Origin of the sequence: Corynebacterium aurimucosum, assembly GCF_030408555.1 — a bacterium.
Classification (GTDB): domain Bacteria; phylum Actinomycetota; class Actinomycetes; order Mycobacteriales; family Mycobacteriaceae; genus Corynebacterium; species Corynebacterium aurimucosum.
Genome location: NZ_CP047048.1, coordinates 604,582 through 618,358, shown reverse-complemented (window position 1 = coordinate 618,358; position 13,777 = coordinate 604,582). Strand labels below are relative to the sequence as shown.

The 13,777-nt window shown below is 61.7% G+C and carries 15 protein-coding genes; 7 read left to right on the top strand and 8 right to left on the bottom strand.

The genetic code is table 11. From position 1 onward, the window contains the following. The first annotated feature begins 107 nt into the window (after positions 1-107). Positions 108-917, top strand: a complete 810-nt coding sequence (locus tag CAURIM_RS02970; protein WP_035006260.1) for a metal ABC transporter ATP-binding protein — start codon at positions 108-110, stop codon at positions 915-917. Beyond that, the gene (locus tag CAURIM_RS02965) at positions 914-2,680 is read left to right on the top strand and encodes a metal ABC transporter solute-binding protein, Zn/Mn family (protein ID WP_222865187.1); all 1,767 of its coding nucleotides are present in this window, start codon (positions 914-916) and stop codon (positions 2,678-2,680) included. The genes CAURIM_RS02970 and CAURIM_RS02965 overlap by 4 nt, the downstream gene beginning before the upstream one ends. Before the next feature lie 172 nt (positions 2,681-2,852). On the opposite strand, the gene CAURIM_RS02960 is transcribed toward CAURIM_RS02965, so the two are convergent. Both CAURIM_RS02960 and CAURIM_RS02955 read right to left on the bottom strand, forming a co-directional pair. Further along, on the bottom strand, positions 2,853-3,764 hold the full coding sequence (locus tag CAURIM_RS02960; protein WP_083312710.1) for a DUF559 domain-containing protein: 912 nt from the start codon (positions 3,762-3,764) through the stop codon (positions 2,853-2,855). Positions 3,765-4,127: 363 nt separating this feature from the next. Next, positions 4,128-5,303, bottom strand: a complete 1,176-nt coding sequence (locus tag CAURIM_RS02955; RefSeq protein ID WP_070644334.1) for an acyl-CoA dehydrogenase family protein — start codon at positions 5,301-5,303, stop codon at positions 4,128-4,130. Between the two features lie 244 nt (positions 5,304-5,547). Here CAURIM_RS02955 and CAURIM_RS02950 point away from each other — a divergent pair, with 244 nt between their 5' ends. Beyond that, entirely contained in the window at positions 5,548-6,105 is a 558-nt protein-coding gene (locus CAURIM_RS02950; RefSeq protein WP_070644336.1) for a TetR/AcrR family transcriptional regulator, read from the top strand. Here CAURIM_RS02950 and CAURIM_RS02945 read toward each other — a convergent pair. Then, complete coding sequence (locus CAURIM_RS02945) at positions 6,102-7,151, bottom strand: hypothetical protein (RefSeq protein ID WP_201828643.1); 1,050 nt, start codon at positions 7,149-7,151, stop codon at positions 6,102-6,104. The genes CAURIM_RS02950 and CAURIM_RS02945 overlap by 4 nt on opposite strands. After that, complete coding sequence (locus CAURIM_RS02940) at positions 7,144-7,638, bottom strand: RNA polymerase sigma factor (protein ID WP_010189329.1); 495 nt, start codon at positions 7,636-7,638, stop codon at positions 7,144-7,146. The genes CAURIM_RS02945 and CAURIM_RS02940 overlap by 8 nt, the downstream gene beginning before the upstream one ends. Positions 7,639-7,733: 95 nt before the next feature. Here CAURIM_RS02940 and CAURIM_RS02935 point away from each other — a divergent pair, with 95 nt between their 5' ends. Beyond that, the gene (locus tag CAURIM_RS02935; protein WP_201828644.1) at positions 7,734-8,774 is read left to right on the top strand and encodes an RNase H family protein; all 1,041 of its coding nucleotides are present in this window, start codon (positions 7,734-7,736) and stop codon (positions 8,772-8,774) included. Positions 8,775-8,812: 38 nt separating this feature from the next. Further along, a complete protein-coding gene (locus CAURIM_RS02930; protein WP_167595869.1) occupies positions 8,813-9,286 on the top strand; it encodes a hypothetical protein in 474 nt (157 codons plus the stop codon). Here the strand turns inward: CAURIM_RS02930 and CAURIM_RS02925 are convergent. Further along, positions 9,267-9,737, bottom strand: a complete 471-nt coding sequence (locus tag CAURIM_RS02925) for a YdcF family protein (RefSeq protein WP_070446595.1) — start codon at positions 9,735-9,737, stop codon at positions 9,267-9,269. The genes CAURIM_RS02930 and CAURIM_RS02925 overlap by 20 nt on opposite strands. Positions 9,738-9,768: 31 nt before the next feature. On the opposite strand from CAURIM_RS02925, the gene CAURIM_RS02920 reads away from it, so the two are divergent. Continuing rightward, entirely contained in the window at positions 9,769-10,662 is an 894-nt protein-coding gene (locus CAURIM_RS02920) for a ribokinase (protein WP_070730554.1), read from the top strand. Between the two features lie 9 nt (positions 10,663-10,671). Here CAURIM_RS02920 and purE read toward each other — a convergent pair whose 3' ends face one another. Both purE and CAURIM_RS02910 read right to left on the bottom strand, forming a co-directional pair. Next, complete coding sequence (gene purE, locus CAURIM_RS02915; protein ID WP_046647007.1) at positions 10,672-11,172, bottom strand: 5-(carboxyamino)imidazole ribonucleotide mutase; 501 nt, start codon at positions 11,170-11,172, stop codon at positions 10,672-10,674. Positions 11,173-11,271: 99 nt separating this feature from the next. Further along, positions 11,272-12,534 carry a 5-(carboxyamino)imidazole ribonucleotide synthase gene (locus CAURIM_RS02910; RefSeq protein WP_201828645.1) on the bottom strand — a complete coding sequence of 421 codons (1,263 nt, stop codon included), beginning with the start codon at positions 12,532-12,534 and terminating at the stop codon, positions 11,272-11,274. Between CAURIM_RS02910 and budA the strand changes: the two genes are divergently transcribed. Continuing rightward, positions 12,520-13,239 (top strand): acetolactate decarboxylase, encoded by a 720-nt coding sequence (budA, locus tag CAURIM_RS02905; protein ID WP_070446344.1) that lies wholly within the window; start codon positions 12,520-12,522, stop codon positions 13,237-13,239. The genes CAURIM_RS02910 and budA overlap by 15 nt on opposite strands. On the opposite strand, the gene CAURIM_RS02900 is transcribed toward budA, so the two are convergent. Then, positions 13,236-13,679 (bottom strand): hypothetical protein, encoded by a 444-nt coding sequence (locus tag CAURIM_RS02900; protein WP_070710890.1) that lies wholly within the window; start codon positions 13,677-13,679, stop codon positions 13,236-13,238. The two genes, budA and CAURIM_RS02900, sit on opposite strands and share 4 nt — an antisense overlap. Between the last annotated feature and the right edge of the window lie 98 nt (positions 13,680-13,777).

The window sequence follows — 13,777 nt, the reverse complement described above, 5'->3', positions numbered from 1 at the left end:
TCTGGCACTTGACAAAAACATAGGGACACCCCCCAACACCACCCCACCCCAAAGTTCAATACATTGAATTTGGTGATTCATTGAACTGAACACTATTCTTGGCTGCCATGAGTATTAGCGTCCAGAACTTGAGCGTGAGCTACGGCGCGAACACCGCGATTCGGAACATCAGCTTCACCCTCGACTCCCCCGGCATGCACGGCATCATCGGCCCCAACGGCTCAGGCAAATCCACCCTCATGAAGGCGATGCTCCAGATCCTGGACAAACACAACGTCCACGGCACAGGCCCCACCGGCGCCCCTGCCGGCTACCCCGTCACCCTCGACGGCAAGGCCCCCGCCGAGCAGCGCCGCGCAATCGCTTATATCGAGCAGCGCTCTGACCTCGACCGCAACTTCCCCACCAGCGTCTTCGACACCGTCCTGATGGGCACTTACCCGCGCCTGGGTCTTTTCCACCGCCCCGGCAAGGCCGAACGCGAAGCAGCCACCCAGGCTCTCAAGGACGTCGACATGTGGGACTTTCGCCACCGCCACATCAGCGAACTCTCGGGCGGACAGTTCCAGCGCGTCCTCTTTGCCCGCGCCATCGTCCAGGACGCGGAGTACATCTTCCTGGACGAGCCCTTCGTCGGCATCGACGTCCCCAGCGAGAAGACGATCGTGACCCTGCTGCGGCAGATGGCGGACGCGGGCAAGCACGTCGTCGTCGTGCACCACGACATGAACACGGTGCGCGGCTACTACAACGACCTCATCGTCCTCAACGGCGAGCTCGTCGCGGCGGGTCCCACCGAGGAGGTCTTCGTCCCCGACGTGCTGCAGAAGGCCTTCGGCGCGCTCGTCATCCGCGAGCCGTCAGCACCAGCCCACCCCACGCCACGGCAGGCAGCCCTCCAGGAGGAGACAGCATGATCGCGGAGTTCCTCGACTCACTACTCAGCCACGGCTACCTGCAAAAAGCGCTGATCACCTCGGTGATCGTGGGCGTGGCCTGCGGCATCGTCGGCAGCTTCATCGTGCTGCGCGGCATGGCCCTGATCGGCGACGCCATCTCGCACGCCGTACTACCGGGGGTCGCGGCCTCCTACCTGCTCGGCACGAACCTCTTCCTCGGGGCGGTGGTCGCGGGTCTACTCGCCACACTGGCGATCGGGCTGATCAGCGAACGCTCCACTGTGAAGAACGATTCGGCGATCGGCATCGTCTTTTCCACCTTCTTCGCGATCGGCGTGCTGCTCATGGCGAAAGCGCAGACGGCGACGGATCTGACGGAGATCCTCTTCGGCAACGTCCTGACCGTTCAGGACGCCGACCGCAACCTCTCGATCGGTATTGCCGCTGCCGTGCTGATTCTCACGCTGGTCTTTTACAAGGAGCTCAAGCTCAGCACCTTCGACCCCGTCATGGCGCAGTCGGCTGGCGTGCCCGTGCGGGCAATCCACTACGGGCTGATGGTGGTGCTCACGCTGGTGACGGTCATTTCCCTGCAGACGGTGGGCGTGATCCTGGTGGTCTCCCTGCTGATTACTCCGGCGTCGGCGGCGTACCTGCTGACGAACCGGCTGGGAGTGATGATCGGGCTTTCAGTGGCGATCTCGGCGCTCAGCTCCGTAGTGGGGCTGTTCCTGAGCTATAGCTACAACGTGTCCTCCGGCGTGACGATCGTGCTGACCGCCAGCGCGCTGTTCCTGCTGGCTTTCCTCTTCGCGCCAGGCAAGGGACTGATTGCTCGCTCGCTGGGCAATAAGCCACTGGCCGCGCTGTTGGCCCTCCTGGTGGGCGGTGCCCTCGTGTTCGGGGCCGTGACCTTCTCGACGGAGGAGAAGGCAGACGGTGAGCAGCTGAACGTCGTCACCACCTTCACGCTGCTGGCGGACCTGGTGGAGGAGATCGGCGGCGAGGCGGTGGACGTCCATAACCTCGTGCCGACCGGCACGGACCCGCACGACTACGACCCCCTGCCCGCGGACCTGGATGCGACGAGCGACGCCGACCTGCTGTTCTACAACGGGCTGAACCTCGAGGGCGGTGAGCACGGCTGGCTCGCGAAACTGAAAAACACCGCGGGCCTGGACGATTCCCAGATGGTCGAGGCCACCAAGGGCGTGGAACCGAAGTACCTCAAGGACGAAAAGGGCAATCAGGAGATCAACCCGCACGCCTTCCTGGACCCGACCGTCGGCATCGCGATGGCCGAGAACGTGACCGCGGCGCTGGCCGAGGCCCTGCCCGAGCGTGCCGAGCACATCGAGGAGAAGGGGGCGGAGTACAAGGCCATGCTGGAGAGCATCGACGCCGACTACCGCGAGCAGATCGGTGCGCTGCCGAAGGAGGATCGTGTGCTCGTGGCCAGTGAACATGCCTTCCAATACATGGTCGACACCTACGGCATGGAGCAGCTGTATATCTGGCAGATCGACACGGATGAAAACGGCTCCCCCGCGCAGATCGGACACCTCGTGCGCCAGCTGAAGGACAAGCGCCCGAAGCACCTGTTCGTGGAGTCGAACGTGGATACGCGCCCCATGAAGACCGTCTCGAAGGAGGCCGGGATTCCGATCTTCGACGAGCCACTGCACTCCGATGAGCTCGGCAAGCCGGGCACGGTCGCGGGAACCTACGAGGATTTCCTGCGCAGCAACTTGAAGACCATGATCGCGGGGCTGAAGCGCTAAAACGCGAATGCTCGAGGCCCACATGCGTTGGGCTTCCCCGGTCGCATTCCCCCCCCCCAAGTAAACCATCTAGGCGTTTACAAACGGTTCGTTTTCCCCCAAACAAACCTTTTCACTAATGCCTTCTGAATGAAACCATCTGGCAGCGCCCTCGTGCTGACAAGGAGGCTCGCTAGGCTGAACGAGGTTGCACGGTGTTTAACGCACCGCGCACCTCGTTAAGAACCTGTTCTCGGTTCTGGAGAAGATCCCGTGGTGAATAGCGCAGCACGATGTATCCGAGATTCTGAAGGTATTTCTCTCTTTGCCGCTCAGCCCGTATCACCGCTTCGGTAGATTTTCCGTAGGTCGCTCCGTCGTACTTCACAGCGCCGTCTATTTCCATGATGACTTTGCCGTTGAGAAGCAAGTCCGGCCGATACCCACCCTGAAGCTCTGGCTGAACCACGAGATTCTTTCCCAGACCTTCCACAATTAACATGCCGCGCGCATAGGACTCATAGGGAGATTCGGCGAGGGCGGTAGCATGCATAACCACTTTCCTAGCCTGAGCAGCACCTTTTACACGGCCCATTGCCGTGATCATTGACCGTAAATCGTCAATGCTAACGAGTCGTTTGCGCAAAGCGGAGTCGACAGCCATCAGCCCTTCCTCAAACGTCGCAAGCCGTGCGACGTCGATGCAGGTGCGCGCAACCGACGTGCACCGAAGCCCGAAGCGCTCCATAATGTCTGAGGTTGGCAGCCACATTTTTCGGTACATCACCTTGCTATCCCATTGCCGTCGCGGCGGGACTGTTTTGGATTGCCGTGCTAGAACAACCTGTGCGTCCCGAGACGACAGCGTCCACAAGCCCAACAGTTTGGCCGCAGATCTTTCCACGAGAACTGACCGATGAGCGCTACGCCCGAAGGCAACGATGTCAAAGAGATGGCGTTGGTAGTAAGGAAGAGCTGAATAGTACTCGCTGTTTATCGCGTAACGCGAGGTGAGGCGAATAAGTTCACCTGAAGCAAGTTGTTTCCACACAGGGTGGTTGTTCGAAAGGGGTCGTAGGTAAATGAGGTGTGAATCGTCAATCATGCTTCCATCATCATGGCTTCCAGCCCTCAAAAGCTACGGTCGATTCCCCGTCTGTGGATAACTACAACTCATCCATCGAATTGGCTGATCCTTCAACAAAGTAATCCACAAGGTTCCACTCACAAGGCTTCACTCAGAAGTCTCTAGTCAAAAGGCCCGTTTGCACCCAAGTAAACCTTCTAACAGCACAAAGAAGGTTCGTTTGCCCCCAAACAAACCTTCTCACTAATGCCTTCTGAGCAGAACCATCTTCGACCGCTCACGACGGTTCCAACAGAGGCCTCCCCACCAGGACTCGAACCTAGAATGACCGCGATAGTGGGAAAAGATGGGCACGGTGGAATATGGGGCCACTTCGAAACGCTACTTGTAGGCCGAGAAACCGGTAATCTTCTTGCCCATAATCAGGGATTGCACGGTATCGGTTCCTTCGTAGGTGTGCATGGCCTCGATGTCGGCGAAGTGGCGCGCGATGTCGTTTTCTAGCAGGATGCCGACTCCGCCGAGCATGTCGCGGGCATCAGCGGCAATTCGACGAGCAGCGCGGGTGTTGTGGAGCTTCGCCGCCGAGGCCTGCTCCGGGGCCAAGGTCCCCGCGGTTTCGCGCAAAGAGACCTCACGGCAGGTCAGCATCATTTGGCTCAAGTCAAGCACCATATTGGCCAAGCGCTGCTGAATAATCTGCGCTTTCGCCAGCTCGCGACCAAACTGCACGCGCTCCAGCACATACGAGCGGGCAATCTCGTAGCAGGCCACCGCGGAGCCCAGCGCCATCCAGGACACACCAATGCGGGTAGCGGTGAGAACGCGAGACACATCCTTGAAGCTGCGGCAGCCCGGCAGTTGGTTGGCGGCGGGGATGCGGCAGTCGGTCAACGTAATGTGTGCCTGGTGGATAGCACGAAGAGACAGCTTGCCTTCGATAACGGAAGCCGAGTAGCCGGGTGCGTCCTGCGGGACGATGAAACCGCCAACATTGCCGTCCTCCATGCGCGCATAAATGATCGTGATTCCGCCGGAAGCGCCGTTGCCGATCCACTTCTTCTCGCCATTAAGCACCCATTCATCGCCGTCGCGCACCGCGGTGGTCTCCAAAGCAATTGAGTCCGAACCGTGAGCCGGTTCCGTCAGCCCGAAGGCACCAAGCAAAGAGCACGAAGCCATCTGCGGCAAATACAAGGCCTGCTGTTCCGGAGAACCCAACATCGAAATTGAGCGCATGGCCAGCCCAGCCTGCACCGCAATCACCGTGCCCATCGAGGCATCCGCGCGCGTGACCTCCATGAGTGCCAGGCCAGCACCAAGCGTGGACATCTGTTCATGGCCTTCCACCGCCAGGCCATCCGTCATCACGTCCAAGTCGCCCAAGCGCTGAACCAAGTCCAGTGGGTACTCCGCAGCCTGCCAGTGCTGGTTGATCACCGGGGCGGAGTACTCACGAAACTGCGCTGCACGCTTCCACCCCGCAGCATCGGACTCAGAGAGGCTGTCAAAAACACCCAAGAAATCAGTGGTGGACTCAAAGAGGTTGTGAGACATGGTGAGTTCTCCAATAAACAGGCAATACGAATGGCTATTAGCCCTAATTGTGACCTGACCCTCCATTGGCTGTCAAGTGCCTCACACATAACGTGACACGACCACACACAACGCGGCACGACCACGCACAACGCGGCACGACCACGCAAGGACAGTCACCAGACAAACCAGCCCCCAACCGTCCCCCACACCCCACATCGCAGGTACACTAACCACCATTAGCTCATTGAGGAGGACGCCCACCATGGCCAACCAGAGACGCCGCGACCAAATCGCCGCCGCCGCACTCGACCTCTTTGACCAGCGCGGCTACCACGCCACCGGCATGGAGGACATCGCCAAGGCCGTCGGCATGCGCGCCTCCAGCCTGTACAACCACTACTCCTCCAAACAGGAGCTCCTCGCTGAAGTCACCATCACCGCCATGGAGGATCTCCTCCGCGCCAACGCCGCCTGCCTCGCCGGGCTCAGCGATCCCCGCGACAAGCTCGTCGCCACCATGAAAGCCCATGTCATCTACCATGCCACCCATGCTCGGCGCGTCCGCGTGGTCAACAACGAGCTCACTAACCTCGAAGAGCCCCACAAGTCCGTCGTCCTGCAGCTGCGCCGCGACTATGTCGCGCGCTGGATGGCCGTGGTCAACGAGGGTGACTTCCATGCGGAGAACCTCAAAATCGCCTGCTGGGCGCTCATCGATATGGGCATCGGTGTGGCCCAATGGTTTAGCCCCGACGGTGATTACACCGCCGAGGCTTTAGGAGAGATGTACGGCCAGTTCGCCCTGCGCCAACTTACCTAGGGCGCGCAGCCAATCTGCTGCTCTTCCTCGCGCCCATCCGGGTACTGCACGCGCACGCGAGAGTAAACCTCGGCATGGTAGCCGCACGCCACGCGCTTGTCGACGACCACCTTGACGCGATCCTCATTGAATGTGCCTTCCGCGCAATTGGGGTCGCAGTCGTTCTCAATCGCCACGCCCTCTGCCTCTGCGGAGTCGGCCCCCCAGCGCTGCCAGTCTAATTCGTTGACCAGGTAATTATTGTCAGCGCACGCTAGCGAGATGCGGTCCGGGCCCTCCAGGCCTGTGACGGAGACGCAGTCCAAGATCGCGGTGGCATCGATGGTGGTTTCCACGTCCGGGCCTACGAGGCCGACCACGCGCACCAGTTGGCCGGTCGCAGGCAAGACGGAGAAGGAGACGCGGTCAGAATCGCGAATCACGGTGACCAGCTGGTCCTCGCCTTCGCCCTCAACAGTGCCGACCTCATTGCCTTCCGCATCCGCCAGCATGTCATAAGCAATCTTCTGCTGCTCGCTACTCAGGCCCGGCTGGAGCAGCAGCTCCAGCGCGCCTAGCGCGCGATTCGGGGCGGAATCCGCCAGCTTCTCCAACCCAGCGCGATCGGTCGCAACGACGAGGTCTTCTGGGTTGATGGAGGGCTGCGGATCAAAGCCCGGGACCTCTCCCTGCGAGGAGACCTCCACGGCACCGCCGGCATCCACCGCATATTCGGTGATCGCGGTGGCATCGCCGAGGGTATCGACGCGCTTCATGTATTCCTTCGCGGTCACGCCTTTATCCACGGCATCGGGCTGGGTGGCCGCAGCTTCGCCGGCCTGCGTCAGAATCTCTGCGGCCGAGGCCACGGGCTCCGAGTTATTGAGCAACGGGAAGGCGCCACCGATGAGCGCAAGCACCGCGACGGAAGCCGCCGCGATAGTCCACGTGGACCGACCCTTCGTAATCTGTGCGAGGGTGTCTTCGGAGCGGGCGAGGGATGCGTCGTCAAGCGCGGTGTCGGGAACAGGATTGGCGGCGCGGAGTTTGTCGAGAGAGTTAGGCATCGGTTTCTCCTGTGAGTTCGGATAGGTGGGTACGCGCGCGGTGCAGTCGAACGCGCACGTTATTGCGGGAAATGCCGAGGACCTCGGCGATATCGGGGTGGTCGAGGCCCTCCCACGCATGGAGGGTGAGGATTTCGCGCTCGGCATGCGGCAACTGCATCAACGCGCGAGTGATGTCGAGATTGGCATCGACTGCGTCATAACCGGCATAGGATTCCAGCTCATGGTCGTCGAGGTTCTCCGTCTCCCGCCGGGTGCGGTAGAACTCCCGCATCACATTGCGGGCGATGCCGTAGAGCCACGGCAGCGGCGTGCCGCGTAAAGAGTCGAAGCCAGCCCACGCTCGCTCAAACACATCAGCCGCCAGCTCTTCCGCGTGACTCGGTGGGACGCGGCGGCGCAAATAGGCCAGCACCGCCGGGTAATGCTCGCGAAACAGGCGGGAGAATTCCCGCTTACGCGAACCAGGCAAGGTAAGGACAGACACTAAATAACTCCATATTGTTCGTGGGCTCACTGAGTATGTTGCATCAGACAGCCGAGCGTTACAGAAAAGCGCTGAAATGGTTTACTAGTAGAGCTATGGAACCACTCGAGCTCTCCGCCCTGATGGGCACGCAGTCGCGCACCTACGGCACGCGCAAGATCACCAAGGACATGATCTCAGCACCCGTGCACGTGGCTATTGCGCTGTGGGATGAGCGCTGGGATTCCGCCGAGAACGGCACGATTGATGGCTGGGTCATCGCCGTTAACACCAAGAAAACGCGCTTCGTGCGCAAGGGCCAGATTCGGAAGGGCGATATCGTTGAGGTAGCCGTCCGCGAATTGGAGAAGGCCACGAAAAGTATTCGAGGGCGCAAATGGATCGTCACTGGGCGCCGGCAAGCGGCACTTCGCGCCGCCCTGGAGGAACGCGGCTATACCGTGACGGGGAGTTTTGCGGAGGAGAATAGGGCGTCGAAAAGCGCTAGCTCCGTGCGACGCAAGCAGGCCGGGATCACCGCGCGCCGCGCGAAGAAAGAAGGCGAGGCCCCACGCAAGAAGCAGGTCGTCAAGGTGGAAACGCCGGAGGCGCACTGGTGGCCGAACTTCTCGACAGCCTCCTCGTGGCCCATAGACGCCACCGTGCGCATCGCCACGGATGCCTCCTCGGACACGGTGTTTAAGGGCTCCATGTGCTTCGTGGCCAGCAATGGTGACTACCGGTTGCGCACGCGCAAGACGACGGCCAGCACCGATGAGCTTGAGCTCGAATCCCTCACCCTGGCGTTGAAATACCTGCTCAAAGTCGGGGCAACCAAGGCGATCATCGAGTCAGACTCCGTCGCTGCATTAGAAGCGGTGGAACAGATTCGGCAGAAGGGCTCGAAGGCGATGCGCTCGCGCGGGGTGTGGCGGGGGCTGTCTTCCGGCTCGCGCTCGCGCTTCCAGCAAGCGTGGAATGACGTGGAGGGAGTCTGCGCGGTGACCATCCGTCGGGTGATGGGGCATGCGGGTGACCCGTTGAACCGCGCAGCGGACCAAATTGCATACATGGGCCTGCGGGCGATTGCGCATCCGATGAAGCAATCACGGGCAACGCTGAAAGAAGGCATCCGGAAGACGCTGGCCAAGCTCTAATTCGGGGTTCGGTGTACTAGTGGCCTAGTGTGAATCGCATGAGCAATCCCTTTGACTCCAACCCTTTCGAGGAGCCGGCCAAGCCAATCAACGGCCGCGGGGCTAATCCCTTCGCGGAGCCCGCGCGCGAATCCTACGCGGCGCCTTCTGCGAATCCTTCTGCAGAGCGTTTCGCGGATCCGGCCGCGGAGCCTTCTGCTGAACCTTTCACTGAGCCTGAGCGCGCCTACGCACCGGCGCCGATGCAGGACTATTCCCTTGAACAGCACGCACCGGGCGGCACGATCCACAGCTTCTCCCTGTTCAAAGGGCTTTTGAGTCTGTTTTCGGTCCTCGTAGGCTTCACCGGAATTACTGATGGCGATGTAGCCATGGGCATCGGCTTCGCCTTGCCTGGAACGTGGTACTTCCTCAAGTCGCTGCAGCAGAAGGCCAACCCGACCACTCCGCAAAAGCGCCACTGGTTTGTCATTTGGATGATTGCCATCGTGCTCATGTTCTTCGGCGCCTAGCCACCACCCGCCGCCACACAATGCGCAGCAGCGAATGCGGCGTCGCCACCACCTCGCGCAGGTAGTTCCACCAGCGGTCTTTCCGCGGGGTCCGCACGCCGTGCATGTGAACGCGAATCCCTAGGTGCCCGGCCCACATGCGGGTGCGCAGCACGTGGAAGTCATTGGTCACAACGCGGAAATAGGTGTATTCCGGGCACAGCGCATGGGCGCGCTCGAGGTTCTCGTTGGTGCTGGTAGCGAGTGGTTCGAGGAGAATCCGCTCCGGATTAACGCCCCGCTCGATGAGGTAGCGCGCCATCGGCTCCGCCTCCCCGAAGCCGGTCACGATGATTGGCTCCTCCGGCAACAGGCGAGCCAACACCACCGCTCGGTCCAACCGGCTACGTAGCAGCGGACCAGGCTCGCCGCCCTCGACGCGCGCGCCCAACACCAGAAGCGGAAACTGCATGCCCGCTAGCTTAGCGTGCATACTGGTCAGCATGAGCATGTGCGTAGTCGGTTCCATCAACGCTGACCTCGTGGTCCACACCGCGCGACACCCCCAGCCCGGCGAAACCCTCTTGGGGCACGGCGGAACCATCACCGCGGGTGGCAAAGGAGCAAACCAGGCGGTCGCGGCTGCCCAGCTGGGTGCGCAGGTGAGCTTCGTCGGCGCGGTGGGCAGCGATGCTTATGCCGCGCCTGCGATGCACTACTTGCAGGCCAGCGGCGTGGACCTCACGCACGTCGAGGCCAGCGAAGAGGTAACAGGTTTAGCCGTCATCACCGTAGATAAGCAGGGTGAAAACACCATCATCGTGGTGCCGGGTGCTAATGCGCTTGTCAGCGATTCATTCGTCACCACGCACTCCTCCCCCATCACCGCATCGGAGCTCATTTTGCTCCAAGGTGAGATACCGCCAGCGGGCTTTGCCAAGGCAATCGAGCTGGCCAAAGGTCGGGTCGTGGTCAACCTCGCACCGGTCATCGAGGTGGAAAAGGAAGCGCTCCTGCGCGCCGACCCGCTGCTGGCCAATGAGCACGAGGCCGGGCTCATCCTCGAGCAGCTGGGGTTGAGCGGCCAGGGCGCGCCAGCGGAGCTAGCGCAGCGCTTAAGGGAGGCCGGCTTTGCCTCGGTGGTTCTCACGCTGGGCGCGCGCGGGGCGCTTGTGGCCGAGGGGGCCGAGCTTATCGACGTTCCCTCCCCACGCGTCACCGCCGTCGATACGACCGGCGCGGGCGATGCCTTCGCCGGCGCGCTGTGTGCCCGCTTGTTGGACGGCGATTCGCTGGTGGATGCCGCGCGCTTCGCCGCGCGGGTCGGGGCCTTTACCGTCACGGGCTCCGGCGCCCAGGCCTCCTACCCGGATCTGACAAGCGAGTTGCCCGGTTAAAGCCGCGTCTTATTCGCCGAGGAGCTGGGAACGCAGGTTCTCATCCTTCTTTTCTACTTCGGCGGCCATGTTCTCTTGGTAGGCTGCCATCTTCTCCACCAGTGCTGGGTCGCCCGCGGAGAGGATGCGCACGGCAAGCAGGCCCGCATTCTTCGCACCGCCGATGGATACGGTTGCCACCGGCACCCCACCCGGCATCTGCACGATGGACAGCAGTGAATCGAGACCATCGAGATCCTTCAACGCGCGCGGGATGCCGATGACCGGCAGCGGCGTGGCCGCGGCAACCATGCCTGGCAGGTGGGCCGCACCACCGGCACAGGCGATGATGGCCTTGAGCCCGCGCTCGTGGGCAGACTTGGCATAAGCCAGCATCTTTTCTGGGGTGCGGTGCGCACTGACGACGCCCACCTCAAAGGGCACGCCGAACTCGGCGAGCACTTCGGCTGCGGGCTTGACGGTGGGCCAATCGGAATCGGATCCCATGATCAGTCCGACGAGTGGTTCCATGAAAAATCTCCTTCTTTACTAGCGTTTAAGCTCGCTGCGGGCTTAAGAGTGCGCAGTGGTCTGAAGAGTGCGCTGTGGGCTTAAGAGTGCGCAGTGGGCTTACGCCCACTGCGCGTGGACGAGGAAGTGGGCGGCATCGTGGGCGATGCGGCGCGTTTCCTCCACGTCCTCACCAACGACGTTGACGTGGCCGATCTTGCGACCCGGCTGGTGGTCCTTACCGTAGAGGTGGATCTTCGCCTGCGGGTAGCGCTCCATGACTTCACGGACGCGCTGCGGCATGGGCATCTGCGGATCCTCCTCAGCCCCCAGCACATTGGCCATGACCGTTACGGGCGCCAATGGCGCGGTGGAGCCCAGCGGCAGGTCCAGCACGGCGCGCAGGTGCTGCTCGAACTGCGAGGTCACGCAGCCATCCTGCGTCCAGTGGCCGGTGTTGTGCGGGCGCATGGCCAGCTCGTTGACCGCAATATCTTCTTCCACAACCGCTCCCGGCGCGCCTGAAGCGGACGCGATGATGCAGCCGGCGTCTTGCTTCGTGGCAAAAGCGAAAAGCTCCACTGCCAGCACACCCGTAACGCCCAGCTCGGTGGCTACCTTGATGCCCACCTGCATGGCGCGCTCCGCGAGCGCTGCCGACAAGTTCGGGGCTGGGGCAAAAGCCCCGGCGCAGATGCCGTCTCGCTGCACCGACTCGGTGACCGGCCAGGCTTTGACCTCGCCGGAGGGGCGGCGGGCGACGAGCACGGACAGCTCGCGAGTAAGGGAAACTTTTTCCTCAGCCATAAGCGGAGTACCAGCGGCGAGAAGCTCTTCTACCAGCGGCTCCAGCTCCTCCGCTGACGGGAACCACACGCCATGACCGTCGTAGCCGCCGCGGCGGGCTTTGAGGCACACGTGACCGTCGACAAGCGCGGCGAAATCCCGCGCATCCTCCACCGATTCAATAGCGGCAAAGCGCGGCACTGGGGCGCCCAGCTCGGCCAGCTTCTCGCGCATGAACAGTTTGTCCTGCGCGTAGAGGAGAGCGGAAGGCTGGGGCTGGACGTTGAGGCCGTCGGCGATAAGACGCTCGACGTGCTCCGTCGGGACGTGCTCGTGCTCAAAGGTAATTGCATCCGCGCCTTCCGCGGCGGCGGTGAGCACGTCGAGATCGTGGTAGTCACCGAGCACCACATCCGGGATCACCTGTGCGGCGGACTTGTCTGGCGCGGAGGCCAGCACGCGCAAGCTGATGTCGAGCTCTGCGGCGGCCGGCTGCATCATGCGTGCAAGCTGGCCGTCTCCATAAACAGTAACGAGGGGTTTGTGTTGTTCACTCACCCTTTCAATACTAGCCTTGGGGCCATGATCGTCCGGCATACCATCTTTCAGAACTCCCTCATGACCGCGCTGTTGGATGGCATTTACGACGGCGAAATGACCATCGGCGAGCTCTTGGGCAAAGGCAATTTTGGCATCGGCACCTTCGATGCGCTGGATGGGGAGATGATTATCCTCGACGGCGTGTGCTACCAGCTACGCGGCGATGGCACCGCGACGGTAGCGGACTTGGACCAGGGAACCCCCTTCGCGGTGGCCACGAACTTCGTCCCCCGTATTAAGGTGGCCGCGCCCAAGGGATTGAAGCGCGAGGAGCTTTCGGCCTTCATCGATGAAGTCGAGCCTTCCGCCAACTACATGTACGCGGTGCGAATCACCGGACGCTTCAGCAACGTGGTTACCCGCACGGTGGTCAAGCAGAGCAAGCCTTATCCGCCGATGGCGCAGGCCGTGGGCGGCGATAAGGAACTGCGCTTTGAAAACGTCGAAGGCATCATCGGTGGTTTCCGCACACCGGTCTTTGAAAAAGGCATTTCGGTGCCGGGCTGCCACGTGCACTTTATTGACGCTGCGCGGACCTCCGGCGGACACGTGCTGGACTACACGGTGGATGAGGCCACCATTGAGCTCTGCCCTGGCACGGACCTAGATCTGCGCTTGCCGCTGACCCACGAGTTCCGCTCCGCCAACCTGGCCCCTGATGACTTGGACCAGCAGCTACACACGACGGAGATTAAGGACTAACCCCAGACCGGTTGCTCGTTGAGGATATCCTCGACGCGCTTGGCTTTGGGGATGGATGGGAAATACATCGGCTTCTCGTATCCGTGGAGTGCCAGCGAAATCCCGCCGCGACGGCGGCGCGCACCACGGATATCCGTGAGCGGGATCGAATCAACGCGTTTGCCTTCGCGAGCGATGACGCGCAGGTTGGTCACGATGAAGCGCTTACGGCGGGCTTTCACCAAGGGACCGATGAAGCGCCAGGCAGCAAGCAGGGCCCATAAAGCTACTAAGCCATTGCGAAGCGCCAGGTCCATGCCGTTATAGTCACACCAGCCGATGGCAATCCAGCACACCCCGGTAATCACGATGAGCTCTAAAAAAGGAAAGAGCAGCGTCCGAAAGGGGGCGGTCATATCCGCGCGCACAACCTCGCCGCGGCCCATCTGCATGAGGTTCATGGGGCTCATGGTACCTGCCTGCTCCCGCCGTCCAGGCAAGAGGACGTCACGTCCTAGGCCTTGCAGGCCCAGCCAAGGCTTCGCACATGGCATTTCCT

Bases quoted from the DNA above. Each gene is read 5' to 3' on its own strand.
- CAURIM_RS02955 (WP_070644334.1), bottom strand. From the start codon at position 5,303: ATGTCTCACAACCTCTTTGAGTCCACCACTGATTTCTTGGGTGTTTTT.
- CAURIM_RS02935 (WP_201828644.1), top strand. From the start codon at position 7,734: ATGGAACCACTCGAGCTCTCCGCCCTGATGGGCACGCAGTCGCGCACC.
- CAURIM_RS02950 (WP_070644336.1), top strand. From the start codon at position 5,548: ATGGCCAACCAGAGACGCCGCGACCAAATCGCCGCCGCCGCACTCGAC.
- CAURIM_RS02920 (WP_070730554.1), top strand. From the start codon at position 9,769: ATGAGCATGTGCGTAGTCGGTTCCATCAACGCTGACCTCGTGGTCCAC.
- purE (WP_046647007.1), bottom strand. From the start codon at position 11,172: ATGGAACCACTCGTCGGACTGATCATGGGATCCGATTCCGATTGGCCC.
- CAURIM_RS02960 (WP_083312710.1), bottom strand. From the start codon at position 3,764: ATGATTGACGATTCACACCTCATTTACCTACGACCCCTTTCGAACAAC.
- CAURIM_RS02925 (WP_070446595.1), bottom strand. From the start codon at position 9,737: ATGCAGTTTCCGCTTCTGGTGTTGGGCGCGCGCGTCGAGGGCGGCGAG.
- CAURIM_RS02930 (WP_167595869.1), top strand. From the start codon at position 8,813: ATGAGCAATCCCTTTGACTCCAACCCTTTCGAGGAGCCGGCCAAGCCA.
- budA (WP_070446344.1), top strand. From the start codon at position 12,520: ATGATCGTCCGGCATACCATCTTTCAGAACTCCCTCATGACCGCGCTG.
- CAURIM_RS02900 (WP_070710890.1), bottom strand. From the start codon at position 13,679: ATGAACCTCATGCAGATGGGCCGCGGCGAGGTTGTGCGCGCGGATATG.
- CAURIM_RS02965 (WP_222865187.1), top strand. From the start codon at position 914: ATGATCGCGGAGTTCCTCGACTCACTACTCAGCCACGGCTACCTGCAA.
- CAURIM_RS02970 (WP_035006260.1), top strand. From the start codon at position 108: ATGAGTATTAGCGTCCAGAACTTGAGCGTGAGCTACGGCGCGAACACC.
- CAURIM_RS02945 (WP_201828643.1), bottom strand. From the start codon at position 7,151: ATGCCTAACTCTCTCGACAAACTCCGCGCCGCCAATCCTGTTCCCGAC.
- CAURIM_RS02910 (WP_201828645.1), bottom strand. From the start codon at position 12,534: ATGCCGGACGATCATGGCCCCAAGGCTAGTATTGAAAGGGTGAGTGAA.